This window comes from Pseudooceanicola lipolyticus (assembly GCF_002786325.1).
GTDB classification, from domain to species: Bacteria; Pseudomonadota; Alphaproteobacteria; order Rhodobacterales; family Rhodobacteraceae; genus Pseudooceanicola_C; species Pseudooceanicola_C lipolyticus.
Genome location: NZ_PGTB01000102.1, coordinates 1 through 14783, shown reverse-complemented (window position 1 = coordinate 14783; position 14783 = coordinate 1). Strand labels below are relative to the sequence as shown.

13 protein-coding genes and 1 pseudogene are annotated in these 14783 nt (G+C 65.4%); 10 read left to right on the top strand and 4 right to left on the bottom strand.

Translation table 11 applies throughout. The features are described 5' to 3' along the window. Positions 1–223: pseudogene (locus CVM52_RS18010) on the bottom strand (bifunctional metallophosphatase/5'-nucleotidase); the annotation flags it as partial. 200 nt (positions 224–423) lie between these two features. Between CVM52_RS18010 and nudC the strand changes: the two are divergent. The 3 genes from nudC to CVM52_RS17995 are packed head-to-tail and all read left to right on the top strand — an operon-like array spanning position 424 to position 3471. Further along, positions 424–1398: an NAD(+) diphosphatase gene (gene nudC / locus CVM52_RS18005; RefSeq protein ID WP_100163827.1), complete on the top strand. Its 975-nt coding sequence runs from the start codon at positions 424–426 to the stop codon at positions 1396–1398. A gap of 36 nt (positions 1399–1434) precedes the next feature. After that, complete coding sequence (locus CVM52_RS18000; protein ID WP_100163826.1) at positions 1435–1893, top strand: SRPBCC family protein; 459 nt, start codon at positions 1435–1437, stop codon at positions 1891–1893. Between the two features lie 30 nt (positions 1894–1923). Then, entirely contained in the window at positions 1924–3471 is a 1548-nt protein-coding gene (locus CVM52_RS17995; protein ID WP_100163825.1) for a trypsin-like peptidase domain-containing protein, read from the top strand. Positions 3472–3492: 21 nt separating this feature from the next. Here CVM52_RS17995 and CVM52_RS17990 read toward each other — a convergent pair whose 3' ends face one another. Continuing rightward, positions 3493–4326, bottom strand: a complete 834-nt coding sequence (locus CVM52_RS17990) for a prephenate dehydratase (RefSeq protein ID WP_100163824.1) — start codon at positions 4324–4326, stop codon at positions 3493–3495. Between the two features lie 108 nt (positions 4327–4434). Here CVM52_RS17990 and CVM52_RS17985 point away from each other — a divergent pair, with 108 nt between their 5' ends. The 5 genes from CVM52_RS17985 (at position 4435) to CVM52_RS17965 (ending at position 10846) form a co-directional block, all read left to right on the top strand. Next, entirely contained in the window at positions 4435–4938 is a 504-nt protein-coding gene (locus tag CVM52_RS17985; protein WP_100163823.1) for a c-type cytochrome, read from the top strand. 191 nt (positions 4939–5129) lie between these two features. Beyond that, positions 5130–7049 carry an extracellular solute-binding protein gene (locus CVM52_RS17980; protein WP_100163822.1) on the top strand — a complete coding sequence of 640 codons (1920 nt, stop codon included), beginning with the start codon at positions 5130–5132 and terminating at the stop codon, positions 7047–7049. Positions 7050–7056: 7 nt separating this feature from the next. Further along, a complete protein-coding gene (locus tag CVM52_RS17975) occupies positions 7057–8166 on the top strand; it encodes a microcin C ABC transporter permease YejB (RefSeq protein WP_100163821.1) in 1110 nt (369 codons plus the stop codon). Beyond that, the gene (locus CVM52_RS17970) at positions 8166–9272 is read left to right on the top strand and encodes an ABC transporter permease (RefSeq protein ID WP_100163820.1); all 1107 of its coding nucleotides are present in this window, start codon (positions 8166–8168) and stop codon (positions 9270–9272) included. The genes CVM52_RS17975 and CVM52_RS17970 overlap by 1 nt, the downstream gene beginning before the upstream one ends. Beyond that, positions 9269–10846: an ABC transporter ATP-binding protein gene (locus tag CVM52_RS17965; RefSeq protein WP_100163819.1), complete on the top strand. Its 1578-nt coding sequence runs from the start codon at positions 9269–9271 to the stop codon at positions 10844–10846. The genes CVM52_RS17970 and CVM52_RS17965 overlap by 4 nt, the downstream gene beginning before the upstream one ends. Before the next feature lie 4 nt (positions 10847–10850). Here the strand turns inward: CVM52_RS17965 and CVM52_RS17960 are convergent, their stop codons facing one another. Together CVM52_RS17960 and hemN are read right to left on the bottom strand one after the other, a co-directional pair. Further along, positions 10851–11255 carry a GFA family protein gene (locus CVM52_RS17960; protein WP_100163818.1) on the bottom strand — a complete coding sequence of 135 codons (405 nt, stop codon included), beginning with the start codon at positions 11253–11255 and terminating at the stop codon, positions 10851–10853. 87 nt (positions 11256–11342) lie between these two features. Further along, the gene (hemN, locus tag CVM52_RS17955; protein WP_100163817.1) at positions 11343–12698 is read right to left on the bottom strand and encodes an oxygen-independent coproporphyrinogen III oxidase; all 1356 of its coding nucleotides are present in this window, start codon (positions 12696–12698) and stop codon (positions 11343–11345) included. A gap of 60 nt (positions 12699–12758) precedes the next feature. On the opposite strand from hemN, the gene fnrL reads away from it, so the two are divergent. Both fnrL and glyA read left to right on the top strand, forming a co-directional pair. Further along, positions 12759–13502, top strand: coding sequence for a transcriptional regulator FnrL (fnrL, locus tag CVM52_RS17950; RefSeq protein WP_100163816.1), 744 nt, complete (start codon positions 12759–12761; stop codon positions 13500–13502). A 58-nt stretch (positions 13503–13560) separates the two neighbouring features. Further along, on the top strand, positions 13561–14783 hold a 1223-nt coding region (gene glyA, locus CVM52_RS17945), incomplete at its 3' end, for a serine hydroxymethyltransferase (protein ID WP_100163815.1).

The window sequence follows — 14783 nt, the reverse complement described above, 5'->3', positions numbered from 1 at the left end:
CTTGCAGGGCATCGCCATTGTCAAACAGCAGGCAGAGCGCGCCCGCGGCCTGCGCCTGATGGCGCGCGGCGCGGATCAGCGCGGCGGTGCGGGTCAGGCCCACGGTGGGATCCGGCCGCGCCGACAGATAGTCGAAGCTGGTCAGGTTCATATGCAGATCGGTGGTGGCCAGAATCCGCAGCTTTGCCTGAGCGCCGGCCGGGATCGGTGCGGCCTGGGTCATGGTCCCTCCGGAACGGTGTTGCGCCTGCGCTGCCCCGTGTCGCCCCAGCAAACACAGGGCTGACGGATTTTACGAGCGCTGACGCTGGTTTAATTTGTTTCACGCCTGACGCCAACAGGCGTCGGGCGCGGCGGCGATGGTGCGATTGAATTGACCGCGGCGCTGTGCGATGGCTCGCGGACGGCGGCGAAAGGGTGGAAATGAAACACGCAGAGCAGGTTACCTTTGGCGGTTCGGGGATGAACCGGGCGGCGCATATCCGGGCGGATCAGGCGGCGCTGGAGGCGGCGCTGCACCACCCCGACGCGGCCTGCGTGCTGTTGTGGCGCGGCAAGCCGCTGATGCGGGGCGAGGCGCTGGCGCTGGTGCCGATGAATCACCCGGTTCTGGCGCAGCCGCTGGGCCGCGCCATCGAGGCGCCGGTGCTGTTGGGCCTGGAGGCCAGCGGCGCTCCGAATTTCGCCTGCGACATCTCGGGTTGGGAGCCGGAGGGACAGGATGCCTCGACAGTGGGCGCTTTTCACGACCCTTCAGAGCAGCATCACCCGGATTTCCCCCCCGATCACCTGTTCACCGAGCTGCGGCGGGTGATGTGGCAGCTGAGCCCGCGTGATGCCGAACTGGCGGCCACCGCCAAGGCGATTGTCAACTGGCACGGGTCACACCGGTTCTGTGCCGCCTGCGGCGTCGCCAGCGCGGTGTCGCATGCCGGCTGGCAGCGCACCTGCCCGGCTTGCGGCACACATCATTTTCCGCGCACCGACCCGGTGGTGATCATGCTGATCACCCATGGCAATTCGGTGCTGATGGGCCGGTCGCCGGCCTGGCCCGAGGGGATGTATTCGCTGCTGGCCGGATTTGTCGAGCCGGGCGAGACCCTGGAGGCGGCGGTGCGGCGCGAGGTGTTCGAAGAATCCGGCGTGCGCGTGGGGCGGGTGGATTACCTGGCCAGCCAGCCCTGGCCGTTCCCGGCTTCGCTGATGTTTGGCTGTCGGGGCGAGGCGCTGAGCCGCGAGATCACCATCGATCCGGTCGAGATCGAGGATGCGCAATGGGTCAGCCGCGAGGATATGATGGCGGTGTTTGCCGGCACGCATGCGACGATCAAACCGGCGCGAAAAGGTGCCATCGCGCATTTCATTTTGCACAACTGGCTTGCGGATACGCTCGATTAGATCAAGACTCACAGTTACGGGGTTAGCGGAAGGGCCATGCAGTTTTCGACCAAGGAAGATATCGAAGCGCCGATTGCGGATGTCTTCGCCATGTTGTCCGACTTTGACCTGTTCGAACGTTCGGCGATCCGGCGCGGGATCGAGGTTCAGCGTGTCGCCGAGCCGGCCGCGGGCCTGGCCTGGAACACCCGGTTCCTGTTGCGCGGGCGTCAGCGCGAGATGCGGCTGGACCTGGTCGAGTTCGACACGCCGAACGGCATGCAGGTCAGCGCCCGGTCGGATGGCATCGACGGGCTGATGACACTGGACCTGGTGGCGCTGTCGCAGCAACGCACACGTATGGCCATCGTGCTGAATCTCAAGCCCAAGACGCTGTCGGCGCGCTTGCTGATCCAGTCGATGAAACTGGCCAAGGCCAACCTGACCAAGCGGTTCAAGCTGAAGGTCGCGGCCTATGCCAAAAGCCTGGAAGACCGGCACCGCCGCACCGCCTGACCCCCCGCGGGTGACCCGCCGGGAGTAGTGATGATGGATATATCCGCCGAACCGTCCTCGGCTTTCGCGCTGGAACACATGACCGGGCTGCGGCGCGGGACGGTGGCCTGGCTGGAAAGCGCGACGCTGGACGTGCTGATGGAAACCGATCGGACCATCCGCATTTCCGTCGCCGAGCCGGAACAGCGGGCCGGGCTGGTGGCGCGGCTGCATCGCTCGGGCGACAGCTATGAGATCGAGGCGAAAGGCGGGCCCACGGTTTGGGTGAACGGCACCGCGATCACCGCGCAAAAACTGCGTCATGGCGACACGGTGGAATTTGGCGAAACCGGCCCGCTGTGCCGATTGCGGGTCTACAAAGGCGATTTCCGTCGCAATACGGTGGTCGATATCCTGAGCGACGTGGCGACCTATATGCGGGTCAGCCGCCAGCGTCCGCTGCGGCGGGCGCTGCGTGCGGCGGGGGCGCTGACGGCCCGGCTGTCGCGCGAAACCAGCGTGTTGTTCCGGGTGTCGGTGTTGTTGGTGCTGGTGGGCTTCGCGGTGCTGGCCTGGCAGCAATACCGGCTGAACCAGCTGCTGCAGCAGCAGCTGAGCGAGGCCTCGGCGCAGCTTGACGCGGTGGGCCGCAGCCTTGCCGAGGCGCAGCAGGAAGCCTTGCGCCCCGGTGACCTGGATGCGCTGCGCGAAAGCCTGGAAAGCCAGCTATCGGCCAATATCACCCGGCTGGACGTGCTGGAGCAGCGTTCGACCGCAACCGCGCGGGCGATTGCGGCGGCCGAACCGCAGGTGGTGTTTCTGCAGGGCATGTACGGATTCCGCGAACGTGACGGCGGCCGGATGCTGCGCCAGGCGGTGACGCCGTCGGGCGTGCCGCTGATGTCGGGCCGGGGGCGGCCGCTGCTGACCTTTGATGGCGAGGGGCCGGTGGTGGAACTGCAATTCACCGGCACCGGGTTCTTTGCCGGCCCGCCGGGGGTGCTGCTGACCAACCGCCACGTGGCGCAGCCCTGGGAGAACGAGGCGGCGGGGATCGCCGCCGAAACGGTCGAACCGGTGATGCTGCGCTTTGTCGCCTATCTGGCGGGCCGCGCCGAGCCGATCCCGGTCACCCTGCTGGCCGCCAGCGAATCGGCGGATCTGGCGGTGTTGGCGATCGAGCGGCCGGGCGGGGCGATGCCCGGCCTGATGCTGGCCGAACAACCGCCGGCCTCGGGCGAAGAGGTGATTGTGATCGGCTTTCCCACCGGGCTGCGGGCGATGCTGGCGCAATCGGGCACGGCGTTTCTGGAGGAACTGCGCAGCAGCGGCGAGATCGATTTCTGGGAAGTGGCCGAGCGGCTGGCGGCGGCCGGGCTGATCCGGCCGCTGGCCAGCCGGGGCATTGTCGGGCGGGTCACCTCGTCGGTGATCGTCTACGACGCCGACACCACCCATGGCGGCAGTGGCGGTCCGGTGCTGGATCTGCGCGGCCGGGTGGTGGCGGTGAATTCGGCGATCCTGCCCGACTATAGCGGCTCTAACTTGGGGGTTCCGGTCGAAGAGGTGCGCAAGCTGATGGTCGCGGCCGGGTTGTAGGCGCCCGGCCGCATCCGCGCCTCAATAGCGTTCCCGCGCGGCCGGGTAGACGCCGAGGATCTTGGTGTTGGTGGTGAAATACTGCAATTCGTCCAGCGCCAGCTTGACCCCCGGATCGTCGGGGTGCCCCTCGATATCGGCATAGAACTGGGTGGCGGTGAACGAGCCGTCGACCATGTAGCTTTCCAGCTTGGTCATGTTCACCCCGTTGGTGGCAAAGCCGCCCATCGCCTTGTACAGCGCGGCGGGAATGTTGCGGACCTGAAAGACAAAGCTGGTGATCATGCCGTTGTCACCGCGCCGGGCAGCGTCGGCCTCGGGTGCCATGATCAAAAAGCGCGTGGTGTTGTCGTGATTGTCCTCGATATGGCGGGCCAGCACGTCGAGCCCATAGATCTCGCCGGCCAGTTCGCTGGCCAGCGCCGCCACGGTCGGGTCGCCCTGCTGGGCAACATGCTGGGCCGAGCCGGCAGTGTCGGCGCCGGTGATCCGGTGCAGCCCGTGCTGTTTGAGAAAGCTTTGGCACTGGCCCAGCAGCACCGTGTGGCTCATCGCATGGGTGACCTGGTCGAGCTGCGTGCCTTTGACCCCCAGCAGGTTGATATGCACCCGCACGAAGGCTTCCTCGATGATATGCAGTCCGGATTGCGGCAGCATCGAGTGGATGTCGGCGACCCGGCCATAGGTCGAGTTCTCGACCGGCAGCATCGCCAGATCGGCGGCGCCGGATTTCACCGCATCGACCGCGTCTTCGAAGGTGCGGCAGGGCAGCGCCTCCATCTGCGGCCGGGCCTGATGGCAGGCCTGGTGGCTGTAGGCGCCGGGCTCTCCCTGGAACGCGATCCGGTTGGTCATGTGGCAGGCTTTCCTGAGGTCGGTCGTTTCGTCGCGCTGTCTATACCTTGCCTCCGGCAAGGGGAAGGCTTAGACAACCGGCAAAGACAGCAAATGGACTCGCGATCTATGGACACGATGACCTCTACAAAAGTGGTGGCCGGTTTCTGCGCCGCCTTCCTGGTTTTCCTTCTGGGGAAATGGGCCGCTGAGGGTATCTACCATGTCGGCGGTCACGGCGAGCAGGCCTATGTGATCGACACCGGCGTTGTCGAGAGCGATGGCGGCGGCGAAGACGATGTCGATTTCGCCGCGCTGGTGGCCGAGGCCGACCCCGACAAGGGCGCTTCGGTGTTCCGCAGATGCCAGGCCTGCCACCGGGTCGAGCCGGGCGAGAACATCACCGGCCCGACGCTGTACGGCGTGGTTGGCCGCGCGGTGGGCGGCGTCGACGGCTTCGGCTATTCCGACGCGATGGCCAACCATGGCGGCACCTGGACGATCGAAGAGCTGAGCGCCTTCCTGGAAAACCCGCGCAATTCGGTGCCGGGCACGGCGATGAGCTTTGCCGGTCTGCGCAGCGATACCGACCGCGCCAATGTGATTGCCTATCTGCAAAGCCTGTCGAACTGACCGACGCCTTGCCGGGCCGAACCTGCCAAGCCGTTGCGCGAAGCGCAGCGGCTTAGCCATGTCTGGGGTTGGGCGGTCACGCGCGGTCACATAATCACAAAGTCGCGGCTTGAATGTTGTCTTGGCCAGCCGCTAGCCTACGTGCGACAGAGACACCTTGCCGACAGCCCGACCGACGGAGGAAGACCCCGATGCACCATGCCCGCGCGCGCGCCCGTACCCGCACTGCCGGACGGGCCGGCCCGCTGAACCTGTTGGCCGCCGGCGTTCTGACGGCGATCGTGGCGCTGGGCCTGGCCGGCCTGGCGCGGGCGCAGGACGGGGTGGTGGTGAGCCATGGGTATTCGTTCTATGGCGATCTGAAATACCCGGCGGACTATAGCCATTTTGACTATGTGAACCCGGAGGCGCCCAAGGGCGGTGAAATCGCGGTTTCGGCGTTGGGCACCTTCGATTCGATGAATCCCTATACGGTCAAGGGCCGGGCCGGGGCGCTGTCGTCGATGATGTATGAAAGCCTGCTGGGCGATGGTCCGGCGGATACCTATGGCGAATATTACGGGCTGCTGGCCGAGCGGCTGGAATACCCCGAGGACAAGTCCTGGGTGATCTTCCACATGCGGCCCGGGGCGCGGTTTTCCGACGGCACCCCGGTGACCGCCGAAGATGTGCTGTTTTCGCATAACCTGCTGCTGGAACAGGGGCTGCCCTCATATGCCGTGGCGGTGAAAAAGCGGATTCCGAAGGCCGAGGTCCTGGATGAGCACACGATCAAATTCTATTTCACCGAGGGCATTTCGCGCCGGTCGCTGATCGACCAGGTGGGCGGCGTGCCGGTCTGGTCCAAGCGCTGGTTCGACGAAACCGGCGCGCGGCTGGACGAAAGCCGCATGGAAACCTCACCCGGTTCGGGCCCCTACGTGATCGAGACCGTCGATGTGAACCGGCGAATTGTCTACAAGCGCAACCCGGATTACTGGGGCAAGGACCTGCCGATCAACCGGGGCCGGCACAATTTCGACCGCATCCGGGTGGAATATTTCGGCGATGACGTCGCCGCCTTCGAAGCCTTCAAGGCCGGCGAATACACGTTCCGGCAGGAGGGGGATTCGAAGAAATGGGCGGTGAATTATGACTTCCCCAAGATCGCAGCCGGTCAGGTGATCAAGACCGAACTGCCCGATGGCACGCCGCCGATTCCCTCGGGGATCGTATTCAACCTGCGGCGCGAAGTACTGCAGGACCGCCGCGTGCGCGAGGCGCTGGCGCTGGGCTTTAACTTCGAATGGACCAATGAGAGCCTGCAATACGGGCTGTTCAAGCAACGCGCGTCCTATACCCAGGACACGCCGCTGATGGCCGAAGGCGTGCCCGAAGGCGCCGAACTGGAATTCCTGCAATCGCTGGGCGACCTGGTGCCGCCCGAGATGCTGAGCGAACCGGCCCTGATGCCGCATAGCTCGAACGGCGAGCGGCTGACCGACCGGCGCAACCTGCGCCGCGCGATGGGGCTGCTGGACGAGGCCGGCTGGCCGGTGGGCAGCGACGGCTTCCGCTATAACGCCCAAGGCCGGCCGCTGGAGATCGTCTTCCTGTTCAACACTTCGAACGAAGGCACGCTGAGCGCGGTGATCGAGAACTATGTAAAAAATGTCGAGGCGATGGGTGTCAGGATCCGGCTGGAAAAGGTCGATCCGGCGCAGTTCACCCTGCGCGAGCGCGAATTCGACTTTGACCTGAATTTCGACAGCTACCGCCCCTTCCTGGGCACCGGCACCGGGCTGATGCAGATGTATGGCTCGGACGAGGCGGCGTTTTCGGTGTTCAACCCCGCCGGTCTGGCCAGCCCGCTGGTGGACAAGATCATCGACGCCTCGCTGAACGCCCAGACCCGCGAGGAGGAAGAGAGTACGCTGCGCGCGCTGGACCGGGCGCTGCGCTATGAATTCATCATGATCCCGGTCTGGTACAAGCCGACCTACTGGGTCGCCTATTACGACCAGTACGGCTATCCCGAGCCGCTGCCGCCCTATGATCTGGGCTTTCTCGACTTCTGGTGGTTCGATCAGGCCAAGGCCGACACCCTGAAGGCCGCCGGCGCGTTGAGGTAACCGCCGCATGGGCGCCTATATCCTACGCCGGCTGCTGCTGGTCATTCCCACGCTGCTGGGCGTGATGATCATCAACTTTACCCTGGTCCAGTTCGTGCCCGGCGGGCCGGTGGAACAAGCCATCGCGCGGGCGCAGGGCCAGGGCGATGTGTTCGGCTCCTTCGCCGGGACGCAGGGCGATGCCGGCCAGCTGGGCGGCGACGACATGCGCGGCGGCGCTGGTCCGGGCGATGAACGCTATGTCGGTGCGCGCGGCCTGCCGCCGGAATTCATCGAACAGCTTGAACGGGAATACGGCTTTGACAAGCCGCCGCTGCAGCGGTTCCTGCAGATGCTGTGGAATTATATGCGGTTCGATTTCGGAGAGAGCTATTTCCGCTCGGCCAATGTGACCGACCTGATCCTGGAAAAGATGCCGGTGTCGATCTCGCTGGGGCTGTGGTCGACGCTGATCGCCTATCTGGTGTCGATCCCGCTGGGCATCCGCAAGGCGGTGAAGGATGGCAGCGGCTTTGACACCTGGACCTCGGGGGCGATCATCGTCGCCTATGCGATCCCCGCCTTCCTGTTCGCGATCCTGCTGCTGGTGCTGTTTGCCGGCGGGTCCTATTGGCAGATCTTTCCGCTGCGGGGGCTGACCTCGGACAATTGGGACCAGCTGAGCCTGCTGGGCAAGATCGGCGATTATTTCTGGCATATCGCCTTGCCAACCATCGCGCTGACCATCTCGTCCTTCGCGACGCTGACGCTGCTGACCAAGAACAGCTTTCTCGACGAGATCAAGAAGCAATATGTGATGACCGCCCGCGCCAAGGGGTTGTCCGAGCGGCGGGTGCTGTATGGCCATATCTTCCGCAACGCCATGCTGATCGTGATTGCCGGGTTTCCGGCGGTGTTTATCGGGGTGTTTTTCGGCAGCTCGATCATCATCGAAACCATCTTCTCGCTCGACGGGCTGGGGCGGCTGGGCTTCGAGGCGGCGGTGGCGCGGGATTACCCGATTGTCTTCGGCACGCTGTTCATCTTCGGGCTGATGGGTCTGGTCGTCGGCATCCTGTCGGACCTGATGTATGTCTTCGTCGACCCGCGGATCGATTTCGAGCGGAGGGAAGGCTGATGGCGCTGTCCGCGCTGAACCAGCGGCGCTGGCGCAATTTCAAGCGCAACCGCCGCGCCTTCTGGTCGCTGTGGCTGTTCCTGCTGCTGTTCGGGCTGAGCTGCTTTGCCGAGTTCCTGGCCTATGACAAGCCGATCCTGGTGCGCTATCAGGGCCAATTCTATACCCCGATCTGGAACTTTTACCCGGAAACCGCCTTTGGCGGCGATTTCCAGACCGAGGCGGTTTATCGCGACCCCGAGGTGCAGTGCCTGATCGAAACCGGCGGGATGGAGGCCTGTTTTGACGATCCCGAAGGCTATATCGCGGATGCGCAGGACGGGGTGATCGAGGGCGAGGAGATCCGCAAGGGCTGGATGATCTGGCCGCTGATCCCCTATTCCTATGACACCCCGGTTGACCGGCCCGGCGCGGCGCCGCTGCCGCCCAACGCGCAGAACTGGCTGGGCACTGACGACACCAAGCGCGACGTGCTGGCGCGGGTGATCCACGGGTTCCGCCTGTCGATTGCCTTCACCCTGATCGTCACCACCCTGTCCAGCCTGATCGGCATTTTCGCCGGGGCGATCCAGGGCTATTTCGGCGGGCGCACCGACCTGCTGTTCCAGCGGATCATCGAAATCTGGTCCTCGACGCCGCAGCTGTATGTCATCATCATCATGTTCGCGATCCTCGGGCGCAGTTTCTGGCTGTTGGTGTTCCTGATGGTACTGTTCGGCTGGATGGCGCTGGTCGGCGTGGTGCGGGCCGAGTTCCTGCGCGCGCGCAACCTGGAATATGTGCGCGCGGCCAAGGCGCTGGGCGTCGGCAACCTGACCATCATGTTCCGCCACATGTTGCCCAACGCGATGGTGGCAACGCTGACCATGTTGCCGTTTATCGTCACCGGCACCATCGGCGCGCTGGCCAGCCTGGATTTCCTCGGCTTTGGCCTGCCGTCTTCGGCGCCGTCGCTGGGCGAGCTGACATTGCAGGCCAAGCAGAACCTGCAGGCGCCCTGGCTGGGCTTTACCGCGTTTTTCACCTTTGCGCTGATGCTGTCGCTGCTGGTCTTCATCTTCGAAGGCGTGCGCGATGCCTTCGACCCGAGAAAGACCTTTTCATGAGCCTTCTGGATGTACGCGATCTGCGGGTGTCGTTCCGGCAGGACGGCGCGGTGACCGAGGCGGTCAGGGGCGTGTCCTTCAGTGTCGACCGGGGCGAGACCGTGGCGCTGGTGGGCGAAAGCGGGTCGGGCAAGTCGGTGACGGCGCTGTCCACCGTGTCGCTGCTGGGCGACAGTGCACAGGTGGCGGGTTCCGTCACCTATGACGGGCAGCAGATGATCGGCGCCGATGCCAAGCTGCTGCACAAGGTGCGCGGCAACGATATCAGCTTTATTTTCCAGGAGCCGATGACCTCGCTGAACCCGCTGCACACCATCGAAAAGCAGATGGCCGAATCGCTGGCGCTGCATCAGGGGCTGAGCGGGGCGCAGGCGCGCGAGCGTATTCTGGACCTGCTGGACCGGGTCGGTATCCGCGACGCGGAAAGCCGGCTGGGCGCCTATCCGCACCAGCTGTCCGGCGGACAGCGGCAGCGGGTGATGATCGCCATGGCCCTGGCCAACAAGCCCGACATCCTGATCGCCGACGAGCCGACCACGGCGCTGGACGTGACCATCCAGGCGCAGATCCTGGACCTTCTGGCCGAGCTGAAAGCGGCGGAAAACATGGGGCTGCTGTTCATCACCCATGACCTGGGCATCGTCCGCCGCGTGGCCGACAAGGTCTGCGTGATGAAAGACGGCGAGATCGTCGAGAGTGGGCCGACGTCTGAGATCTTTGCCAATCCGCAGCATCCCTATACCCGGAAACTGCTGGCGGCCGAACCGTCGGGCGCCCCCGAGCCGGTTGAGGCCGGGGCCGAAGTTGTGGCCGAGACCGAGAATCTGAAGATCTGGTTCCCGATCCAGCGCGGGCTGCTGAAACGAACCGTGGGCCATGTGAAGGCGGTGAACGATGCCAGCCTCAGCGTGCGCGCCGGCGAGACCGTGGGGATTGTCGGCGAAAGCGGCTCGGGCAAGACCACGCTGGCGCTGGCGATGATGCGGTTGATCGCCTCGGAGGGGCGGATCACCTTTCGCGGCCAGGATGTGCGCGGCTGGTCGACGGGCGAACTGAGGCGGCTGCGCAAGGATATGCAGATCGTCTTTCAGGACCCCTATGGCAGCCTGAGCCCGCGCATGACCTGTTTCCAGATCATTTCGGAAGGGTTGGGCATTCACAAGGTCGACCCCAAGCGCGACAAGCGCGAATTGGTGGCCGAGGTGATGGTGGAAACCGGGCTGAACCCGGCGGCGATGGACCGCTATCCGCACGAATTTTCCGGCGGGCAGCGCCAGCGCATCGCCATCGCGCGGGCGATGGTGCTGCGGCCCCGGCTGCTGGTGCTGGACGAGCCGACCAGCGCGCTGGACATGACGGTGCAGGTGCAGATCGTCGACCTGCTGCGCGAACTGCAGCGCAAGCACGGGCTGGCCTATCTGTTCATCAGCCATGACCTGAAAGTGGTGCGCGCCATGTCGCACCAGGTGATCGTGATGAAACAGGGCGACGTGGTCGAGACCGGCAGCGCCGCAGCGATCTTCGACGCGCCGCAGACCGACTATACCCGGACCCTGATCGCCGCGGCGCGCTAAAGGCTTATCGCGCGGGCAGGCGCTCGAACTTTGGAACGCCTTCGGCGATCACGTGGAACGGCTGGCTGTCGACGGTGTAGATCGCGATCCTTGGTTCGAAGACCGAGGGGTCGTCGAGCGTGCCGACCTTCAGCACGATCTGGTCGCGGCCCGTGAGCATGGTGCGGACATGGGTGCCGCAATTGGCGCAGAATTCCCGCGTGACCGGATTGTCCAGATCACTGCGGGTGAACTGCTTGGGTGTGCCGCTGGTCCATCGAAAGCCGTCCTTAGGCATCAGCATGAAGTAGTTGGGTCCGCCGCCGGAGATATATTGGCATTCACGGCAGTGGCATGACGCCTTGAGCATCGGTTCACCCTCGCACACATACCGAAGTTCCCCGCAATAGCATCCGCCGGTCAATGTCATGGCCTGCCTCCTCCGTCTGGCTGAGTCGAAGGATACGGGAAGGTCAGCGACCGGGGAACGGGTTTCAGGGCCGGACCGTCGGGCGGGTCAGATGGCCGGGCTGTGGCCGGCGGGGCTGAGCGTGTAGGCGTCGAAGCTGCGGGCGATCAGGCGGGTCAGGGGGCGCAGGTCCGGCGGGATCGCCAGGCCGGTCTCGCTGAGCTCCAGCAACCCGTCAAATTGGCGATTGGCGTGGGCAAACAACTGGTCGATCTGCGCCCGGCGGGCGCCGAAACGGGTGGTCAGTTCCTCGGTCTCGACGCGGAAATCGCACATCAGCGCCTCGATGATCCGGGCGCGCAGGGCGTCGTCGCCGGCAAAGGCATGGCCGCGCGCGGTGGAGAACTCGCCGGCGCGGATCCGGCCGGTATGGGCCGAGGTGGCGGCGGCGTTTTGCGTATACCCCTGCGGGAAACGCGAAATCGCCGAGGCGCCGAGGCCGATCAGAACCTCGGAGCTGTCGTCGGTATAGCCCTGGAAATTGCGCCGCAATCCGCCCCGGCGCCGGGCGCGGCCAAGCCCGTCTTGCGGGGTGGCGAAATGGTCGATGCCGATCTCGTCGTAGCCGTCCCAGACAAACAGCCGCCGCGCGGTTTCGAACAGGTCGAGGCGCTGTTGCGGGTCGGGCAGGCTGTCGGTTGCGATCATCGCCTGACGCCGCGCCATCCAGGGCACATGCGCATAGCCATACAGCGCCACCCGGTCCGGATGCAGCGACAGCAGCTTTTGCACGCTGTCGGCGATGCGACCGCGGGACTGGTGCGGCAGGCCATAGAGAATGTCGGCGTTCAGGCTGCGGATGCCGCGGGCGCGGAGCATCGCCACTGCGTCGCGGGTGACCTCATAGCTTTGCACCCGGCCGATCGCCTGCTGGATCTGCGGGTCGAAATCCTGCACCCCGATCGAGGCGCGGGTCATCCCGGCGGCGGCCAGCGTGTCGAGCCGGGCGGCGTCGATCTCGTTCGGGTCGATCTCGACCGAGAATTCGGCGCCTTCGGCCAGCGGCGCGACCGCGGCGATGGCGCCGGCCAGCTCCTGCATCATCGTCGGCGACAACAGCGTTGGCGTGCCGCCGCCCCAATGCAGGCGCGCCAGCTCTACGCCATCGGGCAGGATTTGCTTCAGCAGCGCCAGTTCGGCCTGAAGCGTCTGCAGATAGGCACGCACCGGCGCGTCCTTTTGCGTGCCCTGGGTGCGACAGGCGCAGAACCAGCACAGCCGCCGGCAGAAGGGGATATGCACATAAAGCGACACTGTGCTGCCCGGCGCAATCGCGGCGATCCAGCGGCGATGGCAGTCAGCGCCGATGGCGGCGTTGAACTGCGGCGCAGTCGGATAGCTGGTATAGCGTGGTACCCTCGTGTCAAAAAGACCCAGGGCAGCAAGTCGGGAATTGGTTATCATGCGTCGGACATTAGGCGACTCACCGCCAAGCGCCTTGATACAGATCAACCGGGAGCCGAAATGGACGCACCTGTGCTGAATAACGGTCCGACCTGCTCGGACTGTCCGATCCGCCACCGCGCGGTCTGCGCCCGCTGTGACGTGGATGAGTTGGAGCAACTGGAAAAGATCAAGTATTACCGCAGCTTCGAGGCGGGACAGACCATCGTCTGGTCCGATGACAAGATGGATTTTGTCGGCTCGGTGGTCACCGGCATCGCCACGTTGACCCAGGCGATGGAAGATGGCCGGACCCAGATGGTGGGGCTGTTGCTGCCGTCGGATTTTGTCGGCCGCCCGGGGCGCGACGGGTCGCCCTATGACGTGGTGGCGACCAGCGACGTGGTGATGTGCTGTTTCCGCAAGCGGCCGTTCGAACAGATGATGCAGGAAACGCCGCATATCGCGCAGCGGCTGCTGGAGATGACCCTGGACGAACTGGACGCGGCGCGGGAATGGATGCTGGTGCTGGGCCGCAAGACCGCGCGGGAAAAGATCGCCAGCCTGCTGAGCATCATCGCGCGGCGCGATCCGCAGCAGATGAACGCGCCGCGGCCCGGCGCGGTGGTGTTTGACCTGCCGCTGACCCGCGAGGCGATGGCCGATTACCTGGGGCTGACGCTGGAAACCGTCAGCCGCCAGATCTCGGCGCTGCGCCGCGACGGGGTGATCGCGCTGGAGGGCAAGCGCCATGTCACCGTGCCCGACATGCGCCGCCTGCTGGACGAGGCGGGCGATGACAGCGATGGCGGCCACCTGAACTGAGCCGGTTGTGCCGGCGCCGGTTTCCTGTCTTTCTGGCCGGGCAGACAAGAGGTGCCCCATGCCACATCTCGCCCCGCGCGCCTGGGTTCCGGCGCCGTGCGAAAACCTGGTTCAGTCGATCGCCACCCGCACTGCCGGCGAGGCGGCGGCGGAGACCGACCGGCGCATCGCAGCGCTGATCGCGCGCAACCGCGACATCCATGATACCGAATGTTTCAACCTGAACCCGGCCACCAATGTGATGAATCCCAGGGCCGAGGCGGCGCTGGCCGCCGGGCTGGGCAGCCGGCCGTCGCTGGGCTATCCCGGCGACAAATACGAGATGGGGCTGGAGGCGATTGAAGAGATCGAGGTGATCGCCGCCGAACTGGCTGCGCGGGTATTCGGCGCGCGTTATGCCGAGATCCGGGTGGGCTCGGGGGCGCTGGCCAACCTCTATGCCTTCATGGCGCTGACCCGGCCGGGCGATGCGATCATCGCGCCGCCGGGGTCCATCGGCGGCCATGTCACCCATCACCAGGCCGGCTGTGCCGGGCTGTATGGTCTGGTGACGCATGAGGCGCCGGTGCAGGCCGATGGCTATACCGTGGACCTGGATGGCTTGCGGCAACTGGCGCAGCAGGTGCGGCCGAAACTGATCACCATCGGCGGATCGCTGAACCTGTTCCCGCATCCGGTGGCCGAGATCCGGGTCATTGCCGATGCGGTCGGTGCCAAGGTGCTGTTCGACGCGGCGCATCAATGCGGGATCATCGCCGGCGGCGCCTGGCCCAATCCGCTGGACCAGGGTGCGCATCTGATGACGATGAGCACTTATAAAAGCCTCGGCGGACCTGCCGGCGGGCTGATCGTGACCAATGACGCGGATCTTGCCGAGCGTCTGGACCACATCGCCTTTCCCGGCATGACGGCGAATTTCGACGCGGCGAAATCGGCGGCCCTGGCAATTTCGCTGCTCGACTGGGTGGAACATGGCGCGGAGTATGCGCAGGCGATGATTGCCCTGGCGCAGGCGCTGGCGGCGGAACTGGCGGCGCTGGGCCTGCCGGTGTTCGGCGGTGCCGACCAGGCCACCCGGTCGCACCAGTTTGCGCTGATGGCCGGGGCGTTTGGCGGCGGGCAGGCGGCGTCGAAAACATTGCGCAAGGCCGGCTTCCTGGCCTGCGGTATCGGGCTGCCGGCGGCGCCGGTGGCCGGCGACATGAACGGGCTGCGGCTGGGCACACCGGAACTCGCCCAACGGGGTGCAGACACCGATGGGGCGGAGCCCGCGAGTCAACG